The sequence below is a fragment of the Pseudomonas khavaziana genome (genome assembly GCF_036704165.1).
In the GTDB taxonomy this organism is placed as follows: Bacteria; Pseudomonadota; Gammaproteobacteria; order Pseudomonadales; family Pseudomonadaceae; genus Aquipseudomonas; species Aquipseudomonas khavaziana.
Map to the genome: position 1 here is coordinate 4,264,775 of NZ_CP129946.1, position 20,095 is coordinate 4,284,869.

General features: G+C 62.0%; 21 protein-coding genes and 1 pseudogene. 12 read left to right on the plus strand and 10 right to left on the minus strand.

Annotated elements, in window-relative coordinates; genetic code table 11:
- Positions 1-3 precede the first annotated feature (3 nt).
- From hpaD to hpaI, 5 genes are all read left to right on the plus strand, one after another.
- Entirely contained in the window at positions 4-861 is an 858-nt protein-coding gene (hpaD, locus tag QYQ93_RS18760) for a 3,4-dihydroxyphenylacetate 2,3-dioxygenase (RefSeq protein ID WP_124378592.1), read from the plus strand.
- Positions 862-876: 15 nt separating this feature from the next.
- Positions 877-1,269, plus strand: a complete 393-nt coding sequence (locus QYQ93_RS18765) for a 5-carboxymethyl-2-hydroxymuconate isomerase (protein WP_338475239.1) — start codon at positions 877-879, stop codon at positions 1,267-1,269.
- Positions 1,270-1,401: 132 nt separating this feature from the next.
- A complete protein-coding gene (locus QYQ93_RS18770; protein ID WP_338475240.1) occupies positions 1,402-2,706 on the plus strand; it encodes an MFS transporter in 1,305 nt (434 codons plus the stop codon).
- An 11-nt stretch (positions 2,707-2,717) separates the two neighbouring features.
- Entirely contained in the window at positions 2,718-3,521 is an 804-nt protein-coding gene (hpaH, locus tag QYQ93_RS18775; protein WP_338475241.1) for a 2-oxo-hept-4-ene-1,7-dioate hydratase, read from the plus strand.
- A 16-nt stretch (positions 3,522-3,537) separates the two neighbouring features.
- The gene (hpaI, locus tag QYQ93_RS18780; protein WP_217883720.1) at positions 3,538-4,338 is read left to right on the plus strand and encodes a 4-hydroxy-2-oxoheptanedioate aldolase; all 801 of its coding nucleotides are present in this window, start codon (positions 3,538-3,540) and stop codon (positions 4,336-4,338) included.
- A gap of 231 nt (positions 4,339-4,569) precedes the next feature.
- Here hpaI and hpaR read toward each other — a convergent pair whose 3' ends face one another.
- Positions 4,570-4,992, minus strand: a complete 423-nt coding sequence (hpaR, locus tag QYQ93_RS18785; RefSeq protein ID WP_043049367.1) for a homoprotocatechuate degradation operon regulator HpaR — start codon at positions 4,990-4,992, stop codon at positions 4,570-4,572.
- A 207-nt stretch (positions 4,993-5,199) separates the two neighbouring features.
- Between hpaR and QYQ93_RS18790 the strand changes: the two genes are divergently transcribed.
- From QYQ93_RS18790 to QYQ93_RS18810, 5 genes are all read left to right on the plus strand, one after another.
- A complete protein-coding gene (locus QYQ93_RS18790) occupies positions 5,200-6,498 on the plus strand; it encodes an NAD(P)/FAD-dependent oxidoreductase (RefSeq protein ID WP_043049366.1) in 1,299 nt (432 codons plus the stop codon).
- A gap of 138 nt (positions 6,499-6,636) precedes the next feature.
- A complete protein-coding gene (locus QYQ93_RS18795; protein WP_043049365.1) occupies positions 6,637-7,002 on the plus strand; it encodes a cupin domain-containing protein in 366 nt (121 codons plus the stop codon).
- Between the two features lie 12 nt (positions 7,003-7,014).
- Complete coding sequence (locus QYQ93_RS18800; protein ID WP_338475242.1) at positions 7,015-7,836, plus strand: molybdenum cofactor biosynthesis F family protein; 822 nt, start codon at positions 7,015-7,017, stop codon at positions 7,834-7,836.
- Positions 7,829-8,632 carry an SDR family oxidoreductase gene (locus QYQ93_RS18805; RefSeq protein ID WP_338475243.1) on the plus strand — a complete coding sequence of 268 codons (804 nt, stop codon included), beginning with the start codon at positions 7,829-7,831 and terminating at the stop codon, positions 8,630-8,632. The genes QYQ93_RS18800 and QYQ93_RS18805 overlap by 8 nt, the downstream gene beginning before the upstream one ends.
- Positions 8,622-9,377: an SDR family oxidoreductase gene (locus QYQ93_RS18810; RefSeq protein ID WP_338475244.1), complete on the plus strand. Its 756-nt coding sequence runs from the start codon at positions 8,622-8,624 to the stop codon at positions 9,375-9,377. Before QYQ93_RS18805 ends, QYQ93_RS18810 begins: the two co-directional genes overlap by 11 nt.
- A gap of 135 nt (positions 9,378-9,512) precedes the next feature.
- Here the strand turns inward: QYQ93_RS18810 and feaR are convergent, their stop codons facing one another.
- The 3 genes from feaR to QYQ93_RS18825 all read right to left on the minus strand — a co-directional run bounded on the left by feaR (position 9,513) and on the right by QYQ93_RS18825 (position 12,597).
- A complete protein-coding gene (gene feaR / locus QYQ93_RS18815; RefSeq protein WP_043049361.1) occupies positions 9,513-10,454 on the minus strand; it encodes a transcriptional regulator FeaR in 942 nt (313 codons plus the stop codon).
- 114 nt (positions 10,455-10,568) lie between these two features.
- On the minus strand, positions 10,569-11,135 hold the full coding sequence (locus tag QYQ93_RS18820; RefSeq protein WP_338475245.1) for a DUF3156 family protein: 567 nt from the start codon (positions 11,133-11,135) through the stop codon (positions 10,569-10,571).
- Entirely contained in the window at positions 11,098-12,597 is a 1,500-nt protein-coding gene (locus QYQ93_RS18825) for an APC family permease (RefSeq protein ID WP_338475246.1), read from the minus strand. Before QYQ93_RS18825 ends, QYQ93_RS18820 begins: the two co-directional genes overlap by 38 nt.
- A gap of 217 nt (positions 12,598-12,814) precedes the next feature.
- On the opposite strand from QYQ93_RS18825, the gene QYQ93_RS18830 reads away from it, so the two are divergent.
- The gene (locus QYQ93_RS18830) at positions 12,815-14,137 is read left to right on the plus strand and encodes a hypothetical protein (protein ID WP_338475247.1); all 1,323 of its coding nucleotides are present in this window, start codon (positions 12,815-12,817) and stop codon (positions 14,135-14,137) included.
- A 32-nt stretch (positions 14,138-14,169) separates the two neighbouring features.
- Here the strand turns inward: QYQ93_RS18830 and QYQ93_RS18835 are convergent.
- Positions 14,170-14,643, minus strand: a pseudogene (locus tag QYQ93_RS18835) (flavin reductase family protein); the annotation flags it as partial.
- Between the two features lie 57 nt (positions 14,644-14,700).
- Entirely contained in the window at positions 14,701-15,870 is a 1,170-nt protein-coding gene (locus QYQ93_RS18840; RefSeq protein WP_043049356.1) for a p-hydroxyphenylacetate 3-hydroxylase oxygenase component, read from the minus strand.
- 235 nt (positions 15,871-16,105) lie between these two features.
- Between QYQ93_RS18840 and QYQ93_RS18845 the strand changes: the two genes are divergently transcribed.
- The gene (locus QYQ93_RS18845) at positions 16,106-17,593 is read left to right on the plus strand and encodes an aldehyde dehydrogenase family protein (RefSeq protein ID WP_043049355.1); all 1,488 of its coding nucleotides are present in this window, start codon (positions 16,106-16,108) and stop codon (positions 17,591-17,593) included.
- A 23-nt stretch (positions 17,594-17,616) separates the two neighbouring features.
- Here the strand turns inward: QYQ93_RS18845 and QYQ93_RS18850 are convergent, their stop codons facing one another.
- From QYQ93_RS18850 to QYQ93_RS18865, 4 genes are read right to left on the minus strand one after another with little or no spacing between them, the layout of a single operon-like run.
- A complete protein-coding gene (locus tag QYQ93_RS18850) occupies positions 17,617-18,216 on the minus strand; it encodes a hypothetical protein (RefSeq protein ID WP_043049354.1) in 600 nt (199 codons plus the stop codon).
- A 41-nt stretch (positions 18,217-18,257) separates the two neighbouring features.
- The gene (locus QYQ93_RS18855; RefSeq protein WP_043049353.1) at positions 18,258-18,764 is read right to left on the minus strand and encodes a hypothetical protein; all 507 of its coding nucleotides are present in this window, start codon (positions 18,762-18,764) and stop codon (positions 18,258-18,260) included.
- Positions 18,761-19,279 carry a hypothetical protein gene (locus tag QYQ93_RS18860; protein ID WP_338475248.1) on the minus strand — a complete coding sequence of 173 codons (519 nt, stop codon included), beginning with the start codon at positions 19,277-19,279 and terminating at the stop codon, positions 18,761-18,763. The genes QYQ93_RS18855 and QYQ93_RS18860 overlap by 4 nt, the downstream gene beginning before the upstream one ends.
- The gene (locus tag QYQ93_RS18865; protein ID WP_338475249.1) at positions 19,276-19,938 is read right to left on the minus strand and encodes a hypothetical protein; all 663 of its coding nucleotides are present in this window, start codon (positions 19,936-19,938) and stop codon (positions 19,276-19,278) included. The genes QYQ93_RS18860 and QYQ93_RS18865 overlap by 4 nt, the downstream gene beginning before the upstream one ends.
- Positions 19,939-20,095: the final 157 nt, after the last annotated feature.

Below are 20,095 nucleotides of genomic sequence, written 5' to 3' on the forward strand. Positions count from 1 at the left end.
ATCATGGGCGAAGTGGTTCTGGCAGCGAAGATCTGCCACGTACCTTCGATGTACCTGTCGGAACTGCCCGGCAAGCATCACGGCTGTCGCGAAGCGGCGATTGCCGGGCACAAGGAAATCGGGCGCCGCGCCCGCGAACTGGGGGCCGACACCGCCGTGGTGTTCGACGTGCACTGGCTGGTCAACAGCGGTTATCACATCAACTGTGGCGAACGGTTCCAAGGCACCTACACCAGCAACGAACTGCCGCACTTCATCAAGAATATGGACTACGCCTACCCGGGCTGCCCCGAGCTGGGTGAGTTGATCGCCGCCGAAGCCAACCTGGCCGGCGTGCGCAGCATGGCCCACAACATCCCCAGCCTGGAGCTGGAATACGGCACCCTGGTGCCCATGCGCTACATGCACATGGGTGTGCCCGAGGATGACAAGTTCAAGGTCATTTCCATCGCCGCCTGGTGTGCCTGGCATCGCCTGGAAGACAGCTTCGCCTTTGGCGCCGCCGTGCGCCGGGCCATCGAAAAGAGTGACCGCAAGGTGCTGGTGCTGGCGTCCGGGTCGCTGTCCCATCGTTTTTCCGACGATCGCCAGGCCGAAGCGAATATCCATAACTGGACCCGCGAATTCGACAAGCAGGTGGACCTGCACGTGGTCGAGATGTGGCAGCAGGGCCGCTTCAAGGAGTTCTGCGCCATGCTGCCGGACTACGCCGAACACTGCTTTGGCGAAGGCAAGATGCACGACACCGCCATGCTCCTGGGCCTGTTGGGTGGGCCCGACTATGCCCAGCCGGCCGAGATCATCACGCCGCCGTTCGGCAGTTCGGGCACTGGCCAGATCAATGCGATTTTCCCGCTGTAGACCAGGGAGAACACCATGCCGCACTTTATTGCCGAATACACCGACAACCTTGAAACTCAGGCCGATTTGCCCGGCCTGTTTGAAAAAATCCACCGCGTGCTGGGCGACAGTGGCGTGTTTCCGTTGGGCGGCATCCGCAGCCGCGGCGTGCGCCTGGACACCTGGCGCATGGCCGACGGCAAGCATGACTACGCCTTCGTGCACATGACCCTCAAGGTCGGCCACGGTCGCGACCTCTCCACGCGCCAGGCGGTGGCCGAAGCGGTGTTCGCGGTGATTACCGCGCACTTCGCCGAGCTGCAGGCGCAGCGGTTATTGGCGCTGTCGTTCGAGATGATCGAGCTGCACCCGCAGCTCAACTTCAAGCAGAACAATGTGCATGCGTTCCTGAACAACGCGGCGAACTGAAAAGGGCCCCGCCCCCCTGTAGGAGCGAGCTTGCTCGCGAGAAACCTCCAGGCACCGCGGATCCAGCAGCGCTGCGTTTTCGTTGACGTTTTTCGCGAGCAAGCTCGCTCCTACAACAAAAAGTACAACATCATGAGCACAGCCCACTCCACTGCAAGCCTGCGGCTTGCCGAGCACGACCGTACCCATCGTTTGGTGACCTGGCGCCTGATGCCCTTGTTGCTGGTGTGTTACCTGTTCGCCCATCTGGACCGTATCAACATCGGCTTCGCCAAGATGCAGATGAGCCACGACCTGCAGTTCAGCGACACGGTGTACGGCTTCGGCGCCGGGCTGTTTTTCATCGCCTACGCGCTGTTCGGCGTGCCGAGCAACATGGCCCTGGACCGCGTCGGGCCACGGCGCTGGATCGCTTGCCTGATGGTGGTGTGGGGCCTGCTCTCCACCGGCATGCTGTGGTTGGAGAGCGCCCGCGGTTTCTACCTGCTGCGCTTTTTACTGGGGGTGGCCGAGGCCGGTTTTTTCCCGGGCATCCTGGTGTTTCTCAACCGTTGGTACCCGGCGCGTCGGCGTGCCCAGGTCACCGCCTTGTTTGCCATTGCCGTGCCCATGGCCGGGGTGTTGGGCGGGCCGATTTCCGGGGCGATCCTGGAGAACTTCCACGACGTCGGCAGCCTGCGCGGCTGGCAGTGGATGTTCCTGATCGAAGGTGCGCCCGTGGTGCTGCTGGGGCTGGTGGTGCTCAAGTGCTTGCCGGACAGTTTCGAGTCAGTGCACTGGTTGAGCACCGAGCAAAAACAGCAACTGCGCACCCAGTTGAGCAATGAGGAACAGCGCAAGACTATCACCTCGCTCAGCGGCATCCTGCGGGACCCGCAAGTGTGGCTGCTGGTAGCCGTGTACTTTGCGGTGATGCTGGCGGTCAACACCCTGGCGTTCTGGATGCCGACCCTGATCCACGGCGCCGGCATCGGCCGCGACAGCCAGGTCGGCCTGCTCAGCGCCGTGCCCTACCTGGCCGGCTGTTTCTTCATGATCGGCTGTGGGCGCTCCTCCGACCGCCATCGCGAACGCCGCTGGCACTTGTGCGTGCCGCTGCTGATGGCCGCGATCGGCATCGCCGTGGCGGGCCTGGCGCCCGGCAATGCGCTGCTGGTGATGAGCGGGTTGGCGGTCGCCGGCATGGGCGCCAGCGCGGCGCTGCCAATGTTCTGGCAACTGCCGCCGGCGTTTCTGTCCAACACCACCCAGGCGGCGGGCATCGCCATGATCAGCTCGTTCGGCAGCATTGCCGCGTTCCTCGCGCCGTACCTGATTGGCTGGATGCGCGACGCCACCCAGAGCGCCAGCCTGGCCCTGTACGTACTCGCCCTGTTTATCGCCCTCGGTGGTCTGCTGGTGCTACGCACCCACGCCGCCATCGTCAACCCCCACTAGAGACCGTTGCCATGCTCGACTCCCAGCAAATCCTCGCGGCCGCTGCCCACCTGGACCGCGCCGAACGCAGCCGCGAACAGGTGCGCCAGTTTTCCCTCGATTACCCCGCCATCACCATCGAGGACGCCTACGCCATCCAGCGCGCCTGGGTGGCACAAAAAATCAACGATGGGCGCACGCTCAAGGGCCACAAGATCGGCCTCACCTCACGGGCCATGCAGGTCTCTTCAAACATCACCGAGCCCGACTACGGCGCCCTGCTCGATGATATGTTTTTCGATGAAGGCAGTGATATTCCCTTCGAGCGCTTCATCGTGCCGCGCGTGGAAGTGGAACTGGCATTCATCCTCGGCAAGCCGCTCAAGGGTCCGAACTGCACAGTGTTCGATGTGCTCGATGCCACCGAATGGGTAATCCCGGCGCTGGAAATCATCGACGCGCGCATCCAGCAGATCGACCCGCAGACCAACGCCACCCGCAAGGTGTTCGACACCATCTCCGACAACGCCGCCAACGCCGGTGTGGTGCTCGGTGGCCGTGCCGTGCGGCCGACCGAGATAGACCTGCGCAAAGTGCCGGCAGTGCTGTACCGCAATGGCGTGATCGAAGAGTCCGGCGTCTCGGCGGCAGTGCTCAATCACCCGGCCAAGGGCGTGGCCTGGCTGGCCAACAAACTGGCGGCGTATGACGTCACCCTGCTGCCCGGCCAGGTGATTCTAGGCGGTTCGTTTACCCGCCCGGTGGCGGCCCGCCCCGGGGATACTTTCCACGTCGACTACGACCTGCTCGGCTCGATCGCCTGTCGCTTCGTCTGAACACTGGAGGACTGTCATGGACATGCCTGTCAACCGCTTCAAACAACGCCTTCACCAGGGCGAGGTGCAGATCGGCCTGTGGCTCGGCCTCGCCAATGCCTATAGCGCAGAGCTGGCCGCCAACGCCGGTTTCGACTGGCTGCTGATCGATGGCGAACACGCCCCCAACCACCTGCCGGGCATGCTTGCGCAATTGCAGGCCATAGCGCCCTACCCCAGCCAGGCGTTGATTCGCCCGGTGATCGGCGACACCGCGCTGATCAAGCAATTGCTGGACATCGGCGCCCAGACCCTGCTGGTGCCCATGGTCGAAAGCCCATCCCAGGCCCGGGAACTGGTGCGCGCCCTGCGCTATCCGCCCCAGGGTATTCGCGGCGTCGGCAGTGCCCTGGCGCGTGCGTCGCGTTGGAACAGCCTGCCCGAGTACCTCGACCAGGCCGACGCGCAGATGTGCCTGCTGGTGCAGATCGAAAACCGCGAAGGCCTGGCCAATCTGGACGCCATCGCCGCCGTCGATGGCGTGGACGGTGTGTTTATCGGCCCGGCGGACTTGAGCGCAGCCATGGGCCATCGCGGTAACCCCGGGCACCCTGAAGTGCAGGCGGCGATTGAGGATGCCATCGTGCGCATCGTCAAGGCCGGCAAGGCGGCGGGGATTCTCAGTGCGGATGAACGCCTGGCGCGGCGCTATATCGAGCTGGGCGCAACGTTCGTGGCGGTGGGGGTGGATACTACGGTGTTGATGCGGGGCTTGCAGGCATTGGCTGGGAAGTTCAAAGACACTCTACAGACCACCACCACAGGCGGCGTGTACTGAGATCCAATGTGGGAGGGGGCAAGCCCTAATGCCAGTCAGTTAAGCGGTCATCGCCTTCTGTAGGAGCGAGCTTGCTCGCGAAAAACGTCAACGATAACGCGTGTTTGCTGAATGAACGCGGCGCCTGTAAGTTTTTCGCGAGCAAGCTCGCTCCTACAAAAAAGCCTTAACTGACTGGCATTAGGGCTTGCCCCCTCCCACATTTTGATTTCCTGGGTTTGGGAGATCGCCTTATCGCTTGATGTTCTTCAAGTCATCCAGCAACCCCAGCAAGGTCTGGAATTTCTCCTCGCCAAACTGATCCTGCAAGCGCTGGTAGTTGGCCTCCATGCACTGGCTCATGGACTCGAAACTCGCCTTGCCCTTGTCTGCCAGGGTAATGAGCACCCGGCGCTGGTCCTGCTCGGCCTTGCGCCGATGCACCATGCCCGCCGCTTCCATACGCACCAGCACGCCGGTCATGCTCGGCTTGAGGATGCAGGCCAGTTCCGCCAGTTGGTAAATCTCCAGCTCACCGTGCTGTTCGAGGATGCGGATGATGCGCCATTGCTGTTCGGTCAGGCCGTGCTCATTCAACGAGGGACGGAAAAAACTCATCGCCGCTTCACGGGCTTGCAACAAGGCCAGGGTCAGGGATTGTCGAGGTTTGGACATAGGGCTCAGGGTCACGAAGTATTTAGTTAATAATTTAACGAAACTCTAACATTCCGCGCCCATTCGCGCGCTATAACTTGTCTGTCGCCGCGCCCGTGGCGCGCTGAATCAAAAAACCGGGCACGCAGGATCAAGACTTCCAGCCCGCCAGGGGCCCTAATGGGGGCATTCGCTTCAGCGCCTTCCTTCACTTTTTCAGGCTGCGCCATGATCAACATCGAAACCCCCACCTATTACACCGCCACCAAGAAATACAACCTCAGTTTCCCTACCCTGGAGCAAGACATCGACGCAGACGTCGTGGTGATCGGCGGCGGTTTTTCCGGGATCAACACCGCCCTTGAACTGGCGGAAAAAGGCATCACCAATATCGTCGTGCTCGAAGCCCGCTACCTGGGCTTTGGCGGCACCGGCCGCAACGGCGGGCAGATCATGGCGGGCATCGGCCATGACCTGGAGAAGATCAAGAAGGACGTCGGCGAAGACGGCCTGCGCCAGGTGTTCGAGATCAGCGACCTGGGCGCCGACATCATCAAGAACCGCATCGCCAAATACAACATCGATGCCGATTTCTGCCACGGCTACGGCTACATGGGCTTCAACGCCCGCCAGGAAAAAACCCTGCGCGCCTGGGAGAAGGACTTCAAGTCGGTCAACAGCCAGCATGAAATCCGCTTTCTCGGCGGCTCGGATGTGCAGCAGATCATCGGCTCCAACGCCTACACCAGCGCCCTGCTGCACATGGGTGGCGGGCATGTGCATTCGCTGAACCTGCTGCTGGGCGAAGCCACCGCGCTGGCCAGCCATGGCGTGCGCATCTTCGAAAACAGCCCGGCCCTGGAGGTCAGCTACGGCGAGCGCATTACCGTGCGCACCGGTCGTGGTTCGGTGCGCGCCAGCAAGTTGCTGTGGGCCTGTGACAGCTTCCTCAACAAGCTGGAACCGGAACTGCACCGCTCGACCATCAACACCTACGCGTTCCAGATGATGACCGAGCCGTTGTCCGAAGAGTTGATCCAGCGCATCAGCCCGATCCGTGGCGCCTACAGCGACATCCGCCCGGTAATCGACTACTACCGCGTGACCAATGAAAACCGTTTGCTGTTCGGCGCCGCGACGCCCCTGGTGGAACACATTCCCGGCGACCTGAAAGCCTGGAACCGCACGCTCATGCTGAAGATCTTCCCCTACCTCAAGGACGTCAAGATCGACCTGGCCTGGGGCGGCCCGATGGCCTGCAGCCCCAACCTGTTCCCGCAGATCGGCACCTTGCCAGGGCGCAGCAATGCGTTTTTCGTGCAGGGCTACTCGGGCTTCGGCGTCACCCCCAGCCACATCATCTGCAAGGTCCTGGCCGAGGGCATGAGCGAAGGCTCGGCGCGCTATGACCTGGTTAGCTCGATCCACCGCCCGACCATCATCGGCAAGGATGCGATCCGCCCCTTGCTGCTGACGGCGGGTAAATCCTGGCACCAACTGTCCGGCTACTGGAACGGGCGTCGCTAACCCCTGTAGGAGCGGGCTTGCCCGCGAAGAACATCAACGATAACGCGGGCATTGCAGTGAATCGCGGCGTCAGGACGTTTTTCGCGAGCAAGCTCGCTCCTACAAAAAATAATGTTGTATTTATCAGGAGCAATTGCCATGACCCTTACCCCTATCAAACACAACATCCAGCTATCGGAACTCGATGCATGGGGCACCGTGGCCGACCTCGGCTCGCAGATCCTTGAAGGCGAGGTGCGCGCCTTCGGCAAGATGACCTTCGGCGCCCCCACCGATGCGGTCAGCAGCGCCTACTTCGGCACCACCCAGGGCAAGTTCCGCATGGTCTACCCCTTCGCCGAACAAGCCACCGTGGTCACCGGCGAAGTGGTGCTCACCGATGAGTCCACCGGACAGTCCACCCGCTACAAGGCCGGTGACAGCTGGTTCGTGACCAAGGGCACGCCGGTGCTGTGGGAAGTGGTCAGCGAGAGTTTCGTCAAACACTACTTCGCCGTCGTTTAAGGGAGCATTGCCATGACCACTTCTTCTGACTGGATCACCGTGGGCGCCTTGGCCGACGGTTTTGCGCCCGAGGCATTCATCCTGCCGAACCTTGCCGACCTGGCCGGGCAGACCTTCACTTTGCACTTCGCCAATGGCTGGCAGATCGAACACCGTTTCGAGCAAGAGCGCCTGGCCTGGCACGCTGCCGACGGCCACTCCAGCGGCAGCGCCGCCTACCGCGCCAGCTCGATTCGCCCGGGCCTGTACCTGGTGGACTTCATCAAGCACGAGGCCGGGCAAAGCTGGTCGATCAGCCTGGTGCTGGACACGCCGAATGCATCCTTCACCGCCGTGATCGGCCGCCTGCCGGAACAGGCAGACACCCATGAAGGCCTCTATCATCGCGCCCTGGCCGGCAAGCCGCTGACCTCGGTGCACGCGGAGTTCCTCCACGGCAGCGTTGACCGGCCCTGGCAGGACGGCCACTGCCTGCATGCGCCCACCGATGAGCTGGTGGGCCTGCGCAACCTGTACCGCTACAGCCCCAGCGAGGTCTACGAGCACATCTACCTCAACCCGGGGTTCTACGCCTGGCAATGCCTCAAGGGCGTGGAGCAAGGCTTGTGCGACACCGACCGCTGCCATTACTACAAGATCGCCGAGCGGCTGTACCTGTTCGTCTGGCAGGAGAAGATCGTGCCGACCCTCGGCCTGGTGCTGATCGATCTGCAACAGCACCGCAGCGACGGCAAGATCTTCGGCTATGCGGGGGCGTCCTTCGATGCACTGTCGAACTTCCCCATCAGCTCCTATTGCCAGGTGCTCAACCACACGGAATATCCCCGTGACTGAGGCGCGCACGGTGGTGATCACCGGGGCCGGCACCGGCATCGGTGCCGCCTGTGCCCAGTTGTACGCCGAGGAAGGCGCACGGCTGGTGCTGATCGGCCGGCGCCGTGAGCCGCTGGAGCAGGTGGCGCACGCAACCGGCGGCCTGGTCCTGGTAGGCGATGCGGCCCGCCCTGACACCTGGGACGGTTTTATCAGGCAGATCCACACCCACTACGGACGCATTGATGTGCTGCTGGCCTGTGCTGGTGGCCATGGCCTGGGCAGCGCCACCCAGACCAGCCCGGCCACCTGGGAGACGGCGCTGCGCAGCAACCTGGACAGCGCGTTCTACAGTGCCCGCGCCTGCCTGCCGCTGTTGCAGGAAAGCGCCGGCAGTATCGTGCTGATTGGCTCCATCGCTTCCCTCGCAGCAGGGCCCGAAGTGTGCGGCTACACCACGGCCAAGCATGCGTTGCTCGGGCTCAATCGCTCGTTGGCACGGGACTATGGCCCCCACGGCGTGCGCGTCAACGCGGTGTGCCCAGGCTGGGTGCACACGCCGATGGCCGATGCAGAGATGCAGCCGTTGATGGACGCCTACGGGGACACCTTGCAGCAAGCGTACGAGCGTGTGTGTGCCGATGTACCCCTGCGCCGCGCCGCCCGTGCCGATGAGATCGCCAAGGTATGCCGCTTCCTGGCCAGCAACGACGCTTCGATCATTACCGGGGCGACCTTGGTGGCAGACGGTGGATCGAGCATCGTCGACGTGCCGACGCTGGCGTTTACGCGCCTGGAGCCTGCCCATGCCCAATGACCTGGATTTCAGCGGCCAGGTGGTGCTGGTCACCGGCGGTGCCCAAGGGATTGGCCTGGGCATCGTCCAAGCCTTTGCCCAACGGGGTGCGCGGGTGGTAATTGCCGATCGCTTATTTGAACAGGCCGAAACGGTGGCTGCAGAGCTGTGCGCGCGGGGTTATCAGGTCGAGGCCGTGGCTGTCGACCTGGCGCAAGCCGAGGCGGTGTTCGCCTGCGTTCAAGGCTTGGCGCAGCTGGATATCCTGGTGCACAACGCCGGGTATTTCCCGCTGACAGCCTTTGCCGACATCACGCCGGCGATCCTGCAACGCACCTTGGCGGTGAACCTCTCGGCGCTGTTCTGGCTGACCCAGGCGGCGCTGCCGATGTTTCGCGAGCAAGGCCGGGGTTGCGTGCTGGTGACGTCTTCGGTCACCGGCAATCGGGTGGGTTATCCGGGGCTGAGCCACTATGCGGCGTCCAAGGCCGGGGTGAACGGGTTTATCCGTAATGCGGCGCTGGAACTGGCGCCGTTGAACGTGCGGGTCAATGGCGTGGAACCGGGCATGATCGCCACGCCGGCGATGGGTAACCTGGGTGATGCTGCGTTGACCGACAGTATCGCCAGCCGTGTGCCGTTGGGGCGTTTGGGTACGGCGGCGGATATTGCCGGGGCGATGCTGTTTCTGGCTTCTGACCTGGCTGGCTATATCACCGGGCAGACGCTGGTGGTGGATGGTGGGTCTACCCTACCCGAAACCTGAAACTCAACTCGGTTCAATGTGGGAGGGGGCTTGCTCCCGATAGCGGTGCATCAGCCAGCACATGTATAGCTGATAGACCGCTATCGGGAGCAAGCCCCCTCCCACATTGGATCTCCTGCAGCCTGAAGGACCTGTTTATGCCCCCACCGCCTGCAACCGGCTGGTGCGGAAATCCTTGGGCGACACTTCGAACTGTTTCTTGAACGATCGGCTGAAATGCGCCGAGTCGGTAAAGCCCCATTTGTAGGCAATCGAGGTGATCGATTCACTGCGCAGGAACGGATTGGTCAAGTCGTCCGCACTGCGCTTGAGCCGCGCCCGCTGGATGTAGCGGCAGACGCTGTCGTCCTGTTCCTCGAACAAGCGGTACAGGTGCCGCACCGAGATATTCAGGCGGTTGGCCAGGCCAATCGGGCTCAGGCCAGGTTGGCCCAGTGACTCATCGATGACTTTTTGCACATAGCTGCGCAGGTTATTGCCCTGCAACGAGGCCACACCTTCGTGGCACTCATCGCCCTGCTCCAGCGCCGACCCCAACAGTGACACGAAGGCCGCTTGCAGTGCTTCCACTTCCGTGGCGTTGTCTTCGGTATCGTCCTTGCACAGTTGATCCATCAGCACATGCAACATGCGCCCACAGGCCTTGGTCGATGAAATCTTGCCAAAGGCCCGCGCCTGGCCGCGCAGGTGCTTGCACACCTCAGTGCGCGAGAGGGACAACGAGGCGTGTTCGATCAAGCCGAAGGGCGTGATTTCGATGGAGCCTACCGAGTCCATCAGCAGCATCTCGCCAGGGGCCAGTTGCACAGTCTGGTCGTTCTGGGTGATCTGCGCATAGCCGCTGCGCTGGCTGACCAGGAAACATTCCTGGTCGTTGTCGTGGTCGGCATGGTGCGTGAGGCGCTTGATCAGCCCGGCATTGGTGCGCAGGATCGCCAGGCCACGGGGCAGGTTGTGGATCTCGCCGATAAACAGCGAACGGTTGAAGGCCAGTTCGGTGTCGAAGTGGCCGCACGCGGCGCGCAGTTCGCGGTTCCAGCTGTCGAGCCCGTCGGGTGCATGCTGTGGGATGCTCATGGGGTGTCTCCGCAGTGGCGTTCTTTTTGTTGTTCTGGTGCAATAGTTAACATGTTATCTATGTGCGCGCAACAACAACTCGTTTGGCCTTTGCAGAAGCACTAATGATGCCAATCAGACATTCGACAGTACCCGCTTCATGCCAGCCAACGCCGCCAGTAAATAGTTGCGTTGCTCCGGGCTTACAGCGATATAACGCCGAAACGCCGGCATGCGGTTGACCACTTCGCTGCCGCCCATATGCTCCAGGCGCACGCACCATTGCTGGTCCTTGAGGTCGATACGCAGACGCTTGAAATCCAGAGGCATCAGCGCTTCGAATAACCCTTTGTCCGCCAGCAAACGCGCCTGCAGTTCAAGCCCCTGGGCCTGGTTGCCAGAACGCTGCCGCACACGGATGCCGTTGCGCCGAATAGCCCCGCCATGGTGCACCTCGAAGCTGCCCGCCCCTGGGGTAGGCGTGGGCACGTGCAACACGAACTCCGTCATCACCAGATGCATCAACAACTGCGATTCGGTGCGCTCGACCAGCTCAAATACCGCCCCATCCACGTCGAGTGTCGCCAGGCCAAGATCACGCCGCAAACGCGCCAGGGTCACCCCGGGTCGATAGCCGCTCGGTGCGCGATCAGCGCTGAACAGGTCAAACAGTTTTTGCCGCAAAGTCGCTATAAGGCTCATGGGCATGTCCCGGTTCATGGCTGAATTCCTTGGCCAACACCTCCTCGACGCAGGCGGGCTTGAAGGGGTTGACCTTCTGTACCACCAGGGTCCAGAACAACGCGTAGGTCGCCGTTACGCCAAGCATCACCCCGAACGGCACATAGATATCCGCCGGGTTCATGCCGGGCGGAGTGATAAACCACATGCCCAGCAGGATGCCGATGCTCGACACGACCTGCGGCAGCGGGAACCACGGCGAACGGTACGCCCGGGGCAAGTCCGGACGGCGAATGCGCAGGATCACCACCGACAACGTCACCAGCAGGTAGGCAAAACTCCACGCGCACACCGCCGCCAGCACCAGGTGCATGATGTTGTCGGTGTTACCGCCCAGGTACAGCGCATGCAGGCACGGGATCAGCATGGCCACCAGGATGCACAGCAGCGGTGTCTTGAAGCGCGGGTGCAGGTAGGTGAACACCTTCGGTAACGCGCCATCCACCGCCATGCCATAGAGGATGCGCGGTACGCCAGCCATCAGGGTGTTGATGGTTGCAGCGCCGGCAAACAGGAAGCCAATGCCCAGCCACAACGGGCCGACCTGCCCCATCACCTGTTCGGCAAACCGGGGGATGGCCATGGGTGTGTCGAGCAAGTGCACACCGGAGGCGGCGTCGAGCACCACGTTTTCCACCTGGCGCTTCATCGCGGCGCCATAGATGAACATGCACGTCGCCACGCCCATCAGCCCGAGCATCATCGCCCGTGGCATCACCTTGGCCGATTGGCGCAGGTCCGGTGCCAGCGGAGTGACAAACTCGCAGCCGACGAACATGAACATCGCCATGCCCACCAGCGACAACACGGTGACCAGGTCAGTGCCCACCAGCGACTCCCCGAACCAGCCGTCCAGTTGCACCGCTGGCGCGGCGATCAAGCCCAGCACGCCGAACACCATCAGGGTGGTCCACATGCCGAACGTAAGGATGATCTCTGCGCGGCCAAAGGCACTGACCCCGAAGGCGTTCAGCACCCCGAACACGATCACGAAACCCACGCCCAGCAGCCATGAGCCGCCGGCCGATTCTGCCAGGGTATTGAGGTGTTCGAAGTTCACCAGGGCCATGACCCCGGCGAGGATGGTTTCGGCGGTGCCGGCGAACACATGCACGATCAGATACGCCGACAGGGTGCCGGTGATCGCGAAGAACCGGCCCATGCCGCAATTGATGTAGTCGTACACCGAACCGGTGGTGGGCAGCATCGAGGCGGCCTCGGCAAAGGTGGTCGCCTGGGCCAGCATCATCACCACGGCGATCAGCATTGCCAGGGCAAACGCACTGCCGCCGATGCCGAAGCCCATGGTGGCGGTGAGTATCACCGGGCTGGCCATGATCAGGCCGATGGTACTGGCCAACGCGGTGGGGAAACCTACCGTGCCTCGGTTGAGGTGCGCGGTGAGTCGGTCGTTGATCGACATGGTGGGGTCCTCGAAAGCGGTTTTTTTAGTGTGTCGGCACTCTGCGCCCCACCCGCGTTGATCGTCTTGCCCCTGTCTGCCGCTGGTTTTGTAGCTGCCTGCCACGGCGTAGCACCTGGCGGCCAGGGTCAATTCCCTGGCACGCATGGCAAAGACTTGGCTTGACGCCCCTCGCCCTAATGCGCCCTCACTCTTAACCAAGATGGGGACAATAACAATGGAGCACACACTGAAAAATCGCCCTCTGCGCCAAGCGGTCGTCATAGGCGTCGCGCTGTTGGCCGGGCAAGCTCATGCCGTCGAGTTGTACGCCGATGCCGACACCCAGGTCACGGGAAACTTCCTCGCTGTGTATGGGATGTTCAACAGTCCGAAAAACTACGACGGCCGCCGGGGCGGCTCCACCTGGCGCGAGGCGTTCATCAAGTACGGCCTGAGCGTCGAGCAAAACCTGGGTAGCCTGGGCGGCGTGTATGGCACGGCCAATCTGGTGAGTTCCGGCACCTGGGGCGATGGCGATGCGTCCGGGGTCACCAATGGCACCGAGCGCACCACCAAGTTTGACGAGGCCTTCGCCGGCTGGCGCTCCGGCGAGCTGTTCCCGGCGCTGGGCAAGGACGGCCTAGACCTGTCGTTCGGCCGCCAGATCATCATGCTGGGCGACGGTTTTATCATCAACGACGACGGCCCCAACCTCGGCAATGGCGTGGGCGATGGGGAGTTCAATCGCGGCGGCGCCTACTACATCGCCGCGCGCCATGCTTTCGACAAGACAGCGGTCATTCGCCTGGGCGGCAAGGATGGCGTGCATGGCAGCCTGATGTGGATCAAGTCCGACAACCGCGCCCAAGCCAGGACCGAAATGGCTGCGGGCACCCTGGAGTACAGCGCCGCGCCGGGTACCCTGGGGCTTACCTATATTCACGGGATCGACGTGGATGAGCGTTTCGCCACCGACCTGCAACGCCAGCGCAAAGGCATGAACCTTTATAGCGTGCGTGGCGCCGGCAATGCGGGCATCGACAACGCCCACTTCGCCTTCGAACTGGCGCGCCAGGACCGCCGCGACAGCCAGCAGAGCGCCGGCTACGCCGAAGCCGGCTACACCTTCGCCGACCTGCCCTGGTCACCGGACCTGACCTACCGCTACGCCCGTTATTCAAGAAACTGGGACGGCATGTTTTCAGGCTTCAACCGCGGCTATGGCACCTGGGTACAGGGCGAAGTGGCGGGCAACTATTCCGGCCCCTACAACAGCAACACAGCGGTGCAACACGTGGCGTTCAAGGCCAAGCCGCTGGAGAACCTCACCCTCGGCGCGCTGTTCTTCGACTACAACACCGTCAGCACCCGCGGCCAGTTGAACCTGGATGGCCGCGAACTGGACCTGTACGCCGAATGGGCCGTCAATGAACACCTGATCATCACGCCGCTGCTGGGGCTGTACAAACCCGACAAAGATGCCGACACCGGCGGCAACCAGGTCGGCGGCAACGGCACCAATGTCTACAGTCAGCTGGTGGTGGCCGTACCGTTCTGAACCCCGTCGGGCGCGCACGGAGGCAGCGCCCGCACCTCGGCATAAGCGCCTTGATGATAGAGCAGCGGCGCCCGGCCAAAATCATCGAAGGCCACCACCTTGCCGATCATGATCCAGTGGTCGCCGCCATCGATCTGCTGGTATTTCTCGCAGTGAAAGCGCGCCGAGCAATCGGCGAACACCGGCGAGCCGCCCTCCCCCGGCTCGTATTCGATCAGGGCGAAGCGATCTTCACGGGGGCGCGCAAAGTTGTTGGACAGGTGCACCTGGTCGGCCGCCAACACATTCACGGCAAAGTGGCTGGCCTCCTCGAACACCTCATGGCTATTGGAGCGTTTGTCGATGCTCCACAGCACCAGCGGCGGGTCGAGGGACACCGAGTTGAAACTGTTGGCGGTCACGCCCACCTTGCGCCCGGAAGCGGTGGCGGCGGTAACCACGGTCACGCCGGTGGCGAAGTTGCCCAGGGCGCGGCGAAAGGCACGCGGGTCGAAAACGTCAGACATGCAAGGCTCCCGGGTGGCGTCTATTGGCCGCCCTGATGGTTATGGAGGAATACGCGACTACACCATGCTCGGGTCGGGCTCCAGGCCCATCAGCTCACGGCCGAGGATCTGCGCGCAGACGTCGTAGTCGGTGTAGGCATGGGCGCCGGTCATATGGGAATCGCGGAACAGGCGCTGCATCTCGTTATGTTCGAACCAGGCATTGCCACCCGCGGCAGCGAACAGGCGATCCACCGCTTCGATGCACATCTTGGTGGCATAGGCCTGGTTGGTGCGCCAGAACGCCAGGGTCTGGCGCGTCGGGTAACGCTGGGCGGCGCTGTGTTCAGCGTGTTCCTGCCAGGTCTTCTCCAGGAACGCCCGGGCGGCGGCCACCTGGTGGGTGGACTCGGCCAGGCGCATCAACGCCGGGGTGGCGGCGCCCACAGCGGCACCGGTGTAGGCGCGCACCCGGGTCTTGGTTTTTTCGCGGAACACGTCGAGCATGCGCTCGGCCACACCAAGGCTGACGGTGGAGAAACCACTGGCAAAATACGGCCGATAAGGTGCGTAGAAAATCTGGCTGTCGGGGTAGAGGCCAAAGCCTGCGGACTTGCCCTCCATCATGTCCTTGGCCTTCTGGATACGGTGCTCGGGCACCCAGGCGTTGTCGATGACCAGGGTTTTGGTGCCGCTGCCTTTCATGCCGGCAGCGAACCAGTCGTCGCGAATCTGATAGTCACTGCGCGGCAGCACGGCAAAGCAGTAATCCTGGGTGCCTTCGGCATTCTGGCGGCGGCAGCCGACAATTGCCCACTCACCATGGTCGCAGCCGCTGCTCCAACCCATCTCGCCGCTGAAGTACACGCCGCCTTCGCCCTCGGTGACCCGACCAAACGGCGCAATACTGCTGCTGGCCGTGGCATCCGGGTTGGCGCCCCAGATTTCCTCCTGCAACCGAGCCGAGAACAGCGCCAGCTGATGGCTGTGGGTACACAACAAACTCATGGCCCAGGCGGTGCTGGCACAACTGCCGGCAAGCAAGGCGATGCAGTCGGCGAATTCGGGCAATGACAGCTCGAGGCCGCCGTACGCCTTGGGCTGAAAGGCGCGATGCAGGCCGATGCTTTTGAGCAAGGCGATATTCTCATCCGGCACTTGGCGCAGCTGTTCGGCGCAGCCGGCATTGGCGGCGATGGCCGGCAGGAGGGGCTTGAGGTCTTCGAGGAGCGGGTTTGGCTTTTTCATGGACGGCCCTGCTTATTATTGGAAGTCCGGCAGGCGCTCCGGATTGCGGAGCGGCGCGGGATACAGGGCCAGTATCGAACGGCTCACGCAGGCGGAGAATGCACATTCGGCAGGCAAACTTGTACTTTTCACAGGTGCGGCATGCACAGGCATAAAACCTGGCAGGCACAGTCAAGCCGCTTATCGGTGCGTTGGTTACCCTCGGGTTTTCTCTATGAACTGCCAGGAACCTGCCATGAGCGATATCCCGCTGCTGCCCCAAGTCGAAGCCTTTCTGCGTCGCCGCCATGGGGTGTTTATCGACGGTGTCAACGTGCGCAGCCACGCCGCTGAAAGCCTGAGCGTGACCAACCCCGCCAACGGCCAGGTGATCGCCGAAGTCGCCGATGCTGACCTGGCCGATATCGACGCAGCGGTTGCGTCCGCCAACCGTGGTTTCCAACTCTGGTCCCAGGCCGCCCCCGCCACCCGTGGCAACGTGCTGCTGAAACTGGCCGACCTGCTGGAACAGCACCGTGAAGAACTGGCGCAGATCGAAACCTGCCAGTCGGGCAAGATCATCCAGATTTCCCGCGCTTTCGAGGTCGACCAGGCCGCGCATTTCCTGCGTTACTACGCCGGCTGGGCCACCAAGCTCAGCGGCCAGACCCTGACCCCATCGCTGCCGTCGTTCAATGGCGAGCGCTACACCGCCTTCACCCTGCGCGAACCGGTGGGCGTGGTGGTTGGCATTGTGCCGTGGAATTTCTCCACCATGATCGCCATCTGGAAACTCGCCTCGGCGCTGGTGACCGGCTGCAGCATCATCATCAAGCCCAGCGAGTTCACGCCGCTGACCCTGCTGCGCATCGCTGAACTGGCGATCGACGCGGGGTTACCGGCGGGGGTGCTCAATGTGTTGACCGGCGGCGGCCATGTCGGCAAGGGGCTGGTGGAACACCCAGGCACCCACAAAGTGTCCTTCACCGGCTCAGTGCCCACCGGCATCGCCGTCGGCCGCAGCGCCATGGGTGCCGGGTTGACCCGTGCAACCCTGGAGCTGGGTGGCAAGAATGCTGCGGGCTTCCTGCGTGACATGGACGTGGACAAGGCAGTGGACGGCATCATCGAGGCGGGCTTCCTGCACGCCGGGCAAATCTGCGCGGCGGCTGAACGCTTTTTCGTGCACCGCTCGCAGATCGACGCCGTGCTGGAAAAACTCAAAGCGCGCCTGAGCCGCCTGAACATCGGTTCGCCCCTGGACGAACACACCGAATTCGGCCCGGTCACGCACCAGCAACACCAGCAGAAACTGCTCGGCTACTTCAACCAGGCCCGCGCCGAAAACAACACGATCATCCATGGCGGCCACCTTATCGACCGGCCTGGTTGCTACGTCGAACCCACGGTGATCCTCGCCAACCACCTGCACGACACCCTGCTCAACGAAGAAACCTTCGGCCCCATCGCCACCTTCCTGCCCTACGATGACGAAGACGAACTGCTGGCGCTGATGAACCACGGGCCCTACGGCTTGAGCGCCAGCCTGTGGACCAACGATTTGGGTAAAGCCCTGCGCCTGATCCCGGCGATCAAGGCCGGCACCTTGTGGGTGAACATGCACACCTTGCTCGACCCGGCTGTGCCGTTTGGCGGCAGCCGGTCTTCGGGGGTTGGGCGAGAGTTTGGCAGTGCATTTATTGAGGATTACACCGAGCTTAAGTCGGTGATGATTCGGTATTAAGGACTGAGTGCCGGCGACCGGAATCAGCGCTCAGGTTTGGCTGGTGGGCCACGAAACAGATTCCTGGAAATGATGTCGGCCTTCAGCATCTTGAGTTGCAGATGGCGGTTTACTGCGCCAACGACTTCCATATAACGGGTGACGTGGCGCTTCCACGTATCGACCAGCAGGAAGGGCACCAAGCCAATCGCAACAAACGGCAAAATAACCACACCGAACAGGATTGTCAGAAGCTCCCAGCACCCTTGCAGCAAATCCACAGGACCCAAGGTTTTTTCATAATGCAACTTCTTGGTCAGCACATCGGAAATCAGGTTCGTGCCGATGGCGGCGGTTACAAACGGGAAAACAAACAGGAACAGGTTGGAACGGTGTTTGACCTGGTCAAACAGATCACCGCTGATTTTGCCTTTTTCATGTAGTGACTGCGCCAGCCCATTGAATGCGTCGATAGAGACCACGGCACACGCGGCAATCGAAATCAGCGCAACGCCAGTCGCCACGACAACTTGCGGCGTGGTGTCTTTGTCAAGAATGAAACCAATCACCGCCATCACCAACACAAAGGCCATCACCAAAAAGCCCAGTTGCACCTCCAAGCCAAACAACAACGCGTAATTCATCCGTGAATTCCTCTATTAAGACTAATTAAAATACCCAACTGTCACTGATAAGGAATCAAGCGATCGTGGTCCAGATCCCGCATCAAGTCGCTCAACATTTCGCTTTCACTGCGGGGCTCGGTCATGGGGATATACCAGGTCGTGGCCGTCCAGCCACCGCGTTTGTAGGCATAGGTTTTGAGCAGGTGCCCGTCCTTGTACAGCGAGCCGTGCAACTGGCGCTCATAGGTGTAGGGCACCGGCACGGTCAGCAGCGTCAGCGCGCCGAGTATCGCCGGGAGCGCACCGGCACCTTTACCGCCGCGTTGATCGACCAACAAGCTGTAGCCGGTCTTGCTGAAGCCGCCATCCATAAAGCTGAAGGCACCTGTGTCACGCAACAGCTGGATGACCTCGCGCTGGGTCTGCTGTTCAAACCTCGACGTGGGCGACGGCATTGTGACGCTCATCGGCACATAGGCACGTTCTGCCTTGTAGTCCAACGGTTTGAGGGCGGTACCGCAACCGCCGAGCAACAGCACGGCAGCCAGTAGCGTAGTCCTGATCATTGTGCGTGCTCCTCGGGCAGCAAGCCGTCGCGTTGTACATCCTCGGCAAAAGCACGTGCGACACGATGACCGCTCTGTAGCTCCATCCCGCCGGGGCCATCCAGCAGCCAGGAGTATTTGTGGGTGACGTTGCGGTAGCTGTACTGCTTGAGCTGCTTTCCATCGTGCTGCAGGGAGAACTCGGTGGTGGTGTCGACGGTCACGGAAAGGGGCATTAGAAACAGGGTTGCCGCACTCAGCAATACCAAGGGGAAAGGCGGCATATCACGCTGGATGTTGTAGCGCACCCATACTGAATAATCCCCCGGGTTGCCCCTGCCGGTTTCGACACTGCGAAACACCCCGGTCTCGCGCAACTGATTACGGATGAGTGCGGCATTGAGCGGATCATCGATCATAACGTGGATCGGCTTGAGGTATTCCTTGCCATCCGGCAATGCACGCTCAGGCAGCGTATGGGTGGTTGCACACCCCGTCAGCAGCGTCAGGGCGCCGAGGGTCATAAAGCGGTTCATGGACGTGTCTCGTGAAGGGTGTTCTGGCCCGCGCCGGCTGGCAGAGGCGCGATGATGTAAGGGGCGGCGCTGCGATAATCCAGGGGCAGCAACTCCAGAGTCGGCAAGCCCGGAACATAGTGGCGCGCAAGCAGCTCGTCACGAGCTTGCTGATCGCGCCAGCGGAAGGCACACAGGGAGGCTCCAAGGCATAACGAGCGAAACTCACCGAGGTAATAGGCGTTGCCGGCTTTCAGGCGCAGTGGCAGGTTGAACTTCTCTCGCGCCTGCACCGAGGTATAGGTGGTCCCCAGAGTCGGTGAGTAACTGCTGGAGAAAAACTGAAAATCATAAAACTCGTAATCCCCAGGCTTGAGCGCCAGCACAAATATACTGGCGGCACCGGCCGCATCCTTCACATCCTGAGGGGTTTGGCGCCCCGCACCGACCCATATCGCCGCGGCACCAAATTCGGAACCACGCTTGCGAAACAGTAGACGCTGGTTAGGTGCTGGGGACGCGCTGAGACTCTGCGGGCCGATCGACCCGACAACATAAGCGACCGGTTCCTGGGGGCCAGGCTGCAACGGCTGGCTGACCAGCGAGGCGGGCTGAGTACCGCACCCCGTCAGGGCCGCCGTGATCAAGAACAAGGCCAAAGGCCGGGAGAAGCAAGACATATCGAATCCTGAACGCTGGCAAAAAGTACACTGCAGCCGTCAGGACAAATATGGGATGAGCCTTCCTGGCGCTGCGCCTCACGTCACTGCGAGGGGGCGAATGGTACGGCGGGAATCGGGGTTTGACTACAAATGATGCTCAAAGCAGCGCAGATCA

What these genes read in the sequence shown, in the direction of transcription:
- QYQ93_RS18790 (WP_043049366.1), top strand. Translation starts at nt 5,200, where the DNA reads ATGATCAACATCGAAACCCCCACCTATTACACCGCCACCAAGAAATAC.
- QYQ93_RS18810 (WP_338475244.1), top strand. Translation starts at nt 8,622, where the DNA reads ATGCCCAATGACCTGGATTTCAGCGGCCAGGTGGTGCTGGTCACCGGC.
- QYQ93_RS18830 (WP_338475247.1), top strand. Translation starts at nt 12,815, where the DNA reads ATGGAGCACACACTGAAAAATCGCCCTCTGCGCCAAGCGGTCGTCATA.
- QYQ93_RS18840 (WP_043049356.1), bottom strand. Translation starts at nt 15,870, where the DNA reads ATGAAAAAGCCAAACCCGCTCCTCGAAGACCTCAAGCCCCTCCTGCCG.
- QYQ93_RS18855 (WP_043049353.1), bottom strand. Translation starts at nt 18,764, where the DNA reads ATGATCAGGACTACGCTACTGGCTGCCGTGCTGTTGCTCGGCGGTTGC.
- QYQ93_RS18850 (WP_043049354.1), bottom strand. Translation starts at nt 18,216, where the DNA reads ATGAATTACGCGTTGTTGTTTGGCTTGGAGGTGCAACTGGGCTTTTTG.
- QYQ93_RS18845 (WP_043049355.1), top strand. Translation starts at nt 16,106, where the DNA reads ATGAGCGATATCCCGCTGCTGCCCCAAGTCGAAGCCTTTCTGCGTCGC.
- QYQ93_RS18795 (WP_043049365.1), top strand. Translation starts at nt 6,637, where the DNA reads ATGACCCTTACCCCTATCAAACACAACATCCAGCTATCGGAACTCGAT.
- hpaI (WP_217883720.1), top strand. Translation starts at nt 3,538, where the DNA reads ATGGACATGCCTGTCAACCGCTTCAAACAACGCCTTCACCAGGGCGAG.
- QYQ93_RS18800 (WP_338475242.1), top strand. Translation starts at nt 7,015, where the DNA reads ATGACCACTTCTTCTGACTGGATCACCGTGGGCGCCTTGGCCGACGGT.
- QYQ93_RS18765 (WP_338475239.1), top strand. Translation starts at nt 877, where the DNA reads ATGCCGCACTTTATTGCCGAATACACCGACAACCTTGAAACTCAGGCC.
- feaR (WP_043049361.1), bottom strand. Translation starts at nt 10,454, where the DNA reads ATGAGCATCCCACAGCATGCACCCGACGGGCTCGACAGCTGGAACCGC.
- hpaR (WP_043049367.1), bottom strand. Translation starts at nt 4,992, where the DNA reads ATGTCCAAACCTCGACAATCCCTGACCCTGGCCTTGTTGCAAGCCCGT.
- QYQ93_RS18820 (WP_338475245.1), bottom strand. Translation starts at nt 11,135, where the DNA reads ATGAGCCTTATAGCGACTTTGCGGCAAAAACTGTTTGACCTGTTCAGC.
- hpaH (WP_338475241.1), top strand. Translation starts at nt 2,718, where the DNA reads ATGCTCGACTCCCAGCAAATCCTCGCGGCCGCTGCCCACCTGGACCGC.
- QYQ93_RS18860 (WP_338475248.1), bottom strand. Translation starts at nt 19,279, where the DNA reads ATGAACCGCTTTATGACCCTCGGCGCCCTGACGCTGCTGACGGGGTGT.
- QYQ93_RS18770 (WP_338475240.1), top strand. Translation starts at nt 1,402, where the DNA reads ATGAGCACAGCCCACTCCACTGCAAGCCTGCGGCTTGCCGAGCACGAC.
- QYQ93_RS18865 (WP_338475249.1), bottom strand. Translation starts at nt 19,938, where the DNA reads ATGTCTTGCTTCTCCCGGCCTTTGGCCTTGTTCTTGATCACGGCGGCC.
- hpaD (WP_124378592.1), top strand. Translation starts at nt 4, where the DNA reads ATGGGCGAAGTGGTTCTGGCAGCGAAGATCTGCCACGTACCTTCGATG.
- QYQ93_RS18825 (WP_338475246.1), bottom strand. Translation starts at nt 12,597, where the DNA reads ATGTCGATCAACGACCGACTCACCGCGCACCTCAACCGAGGCACGGTA.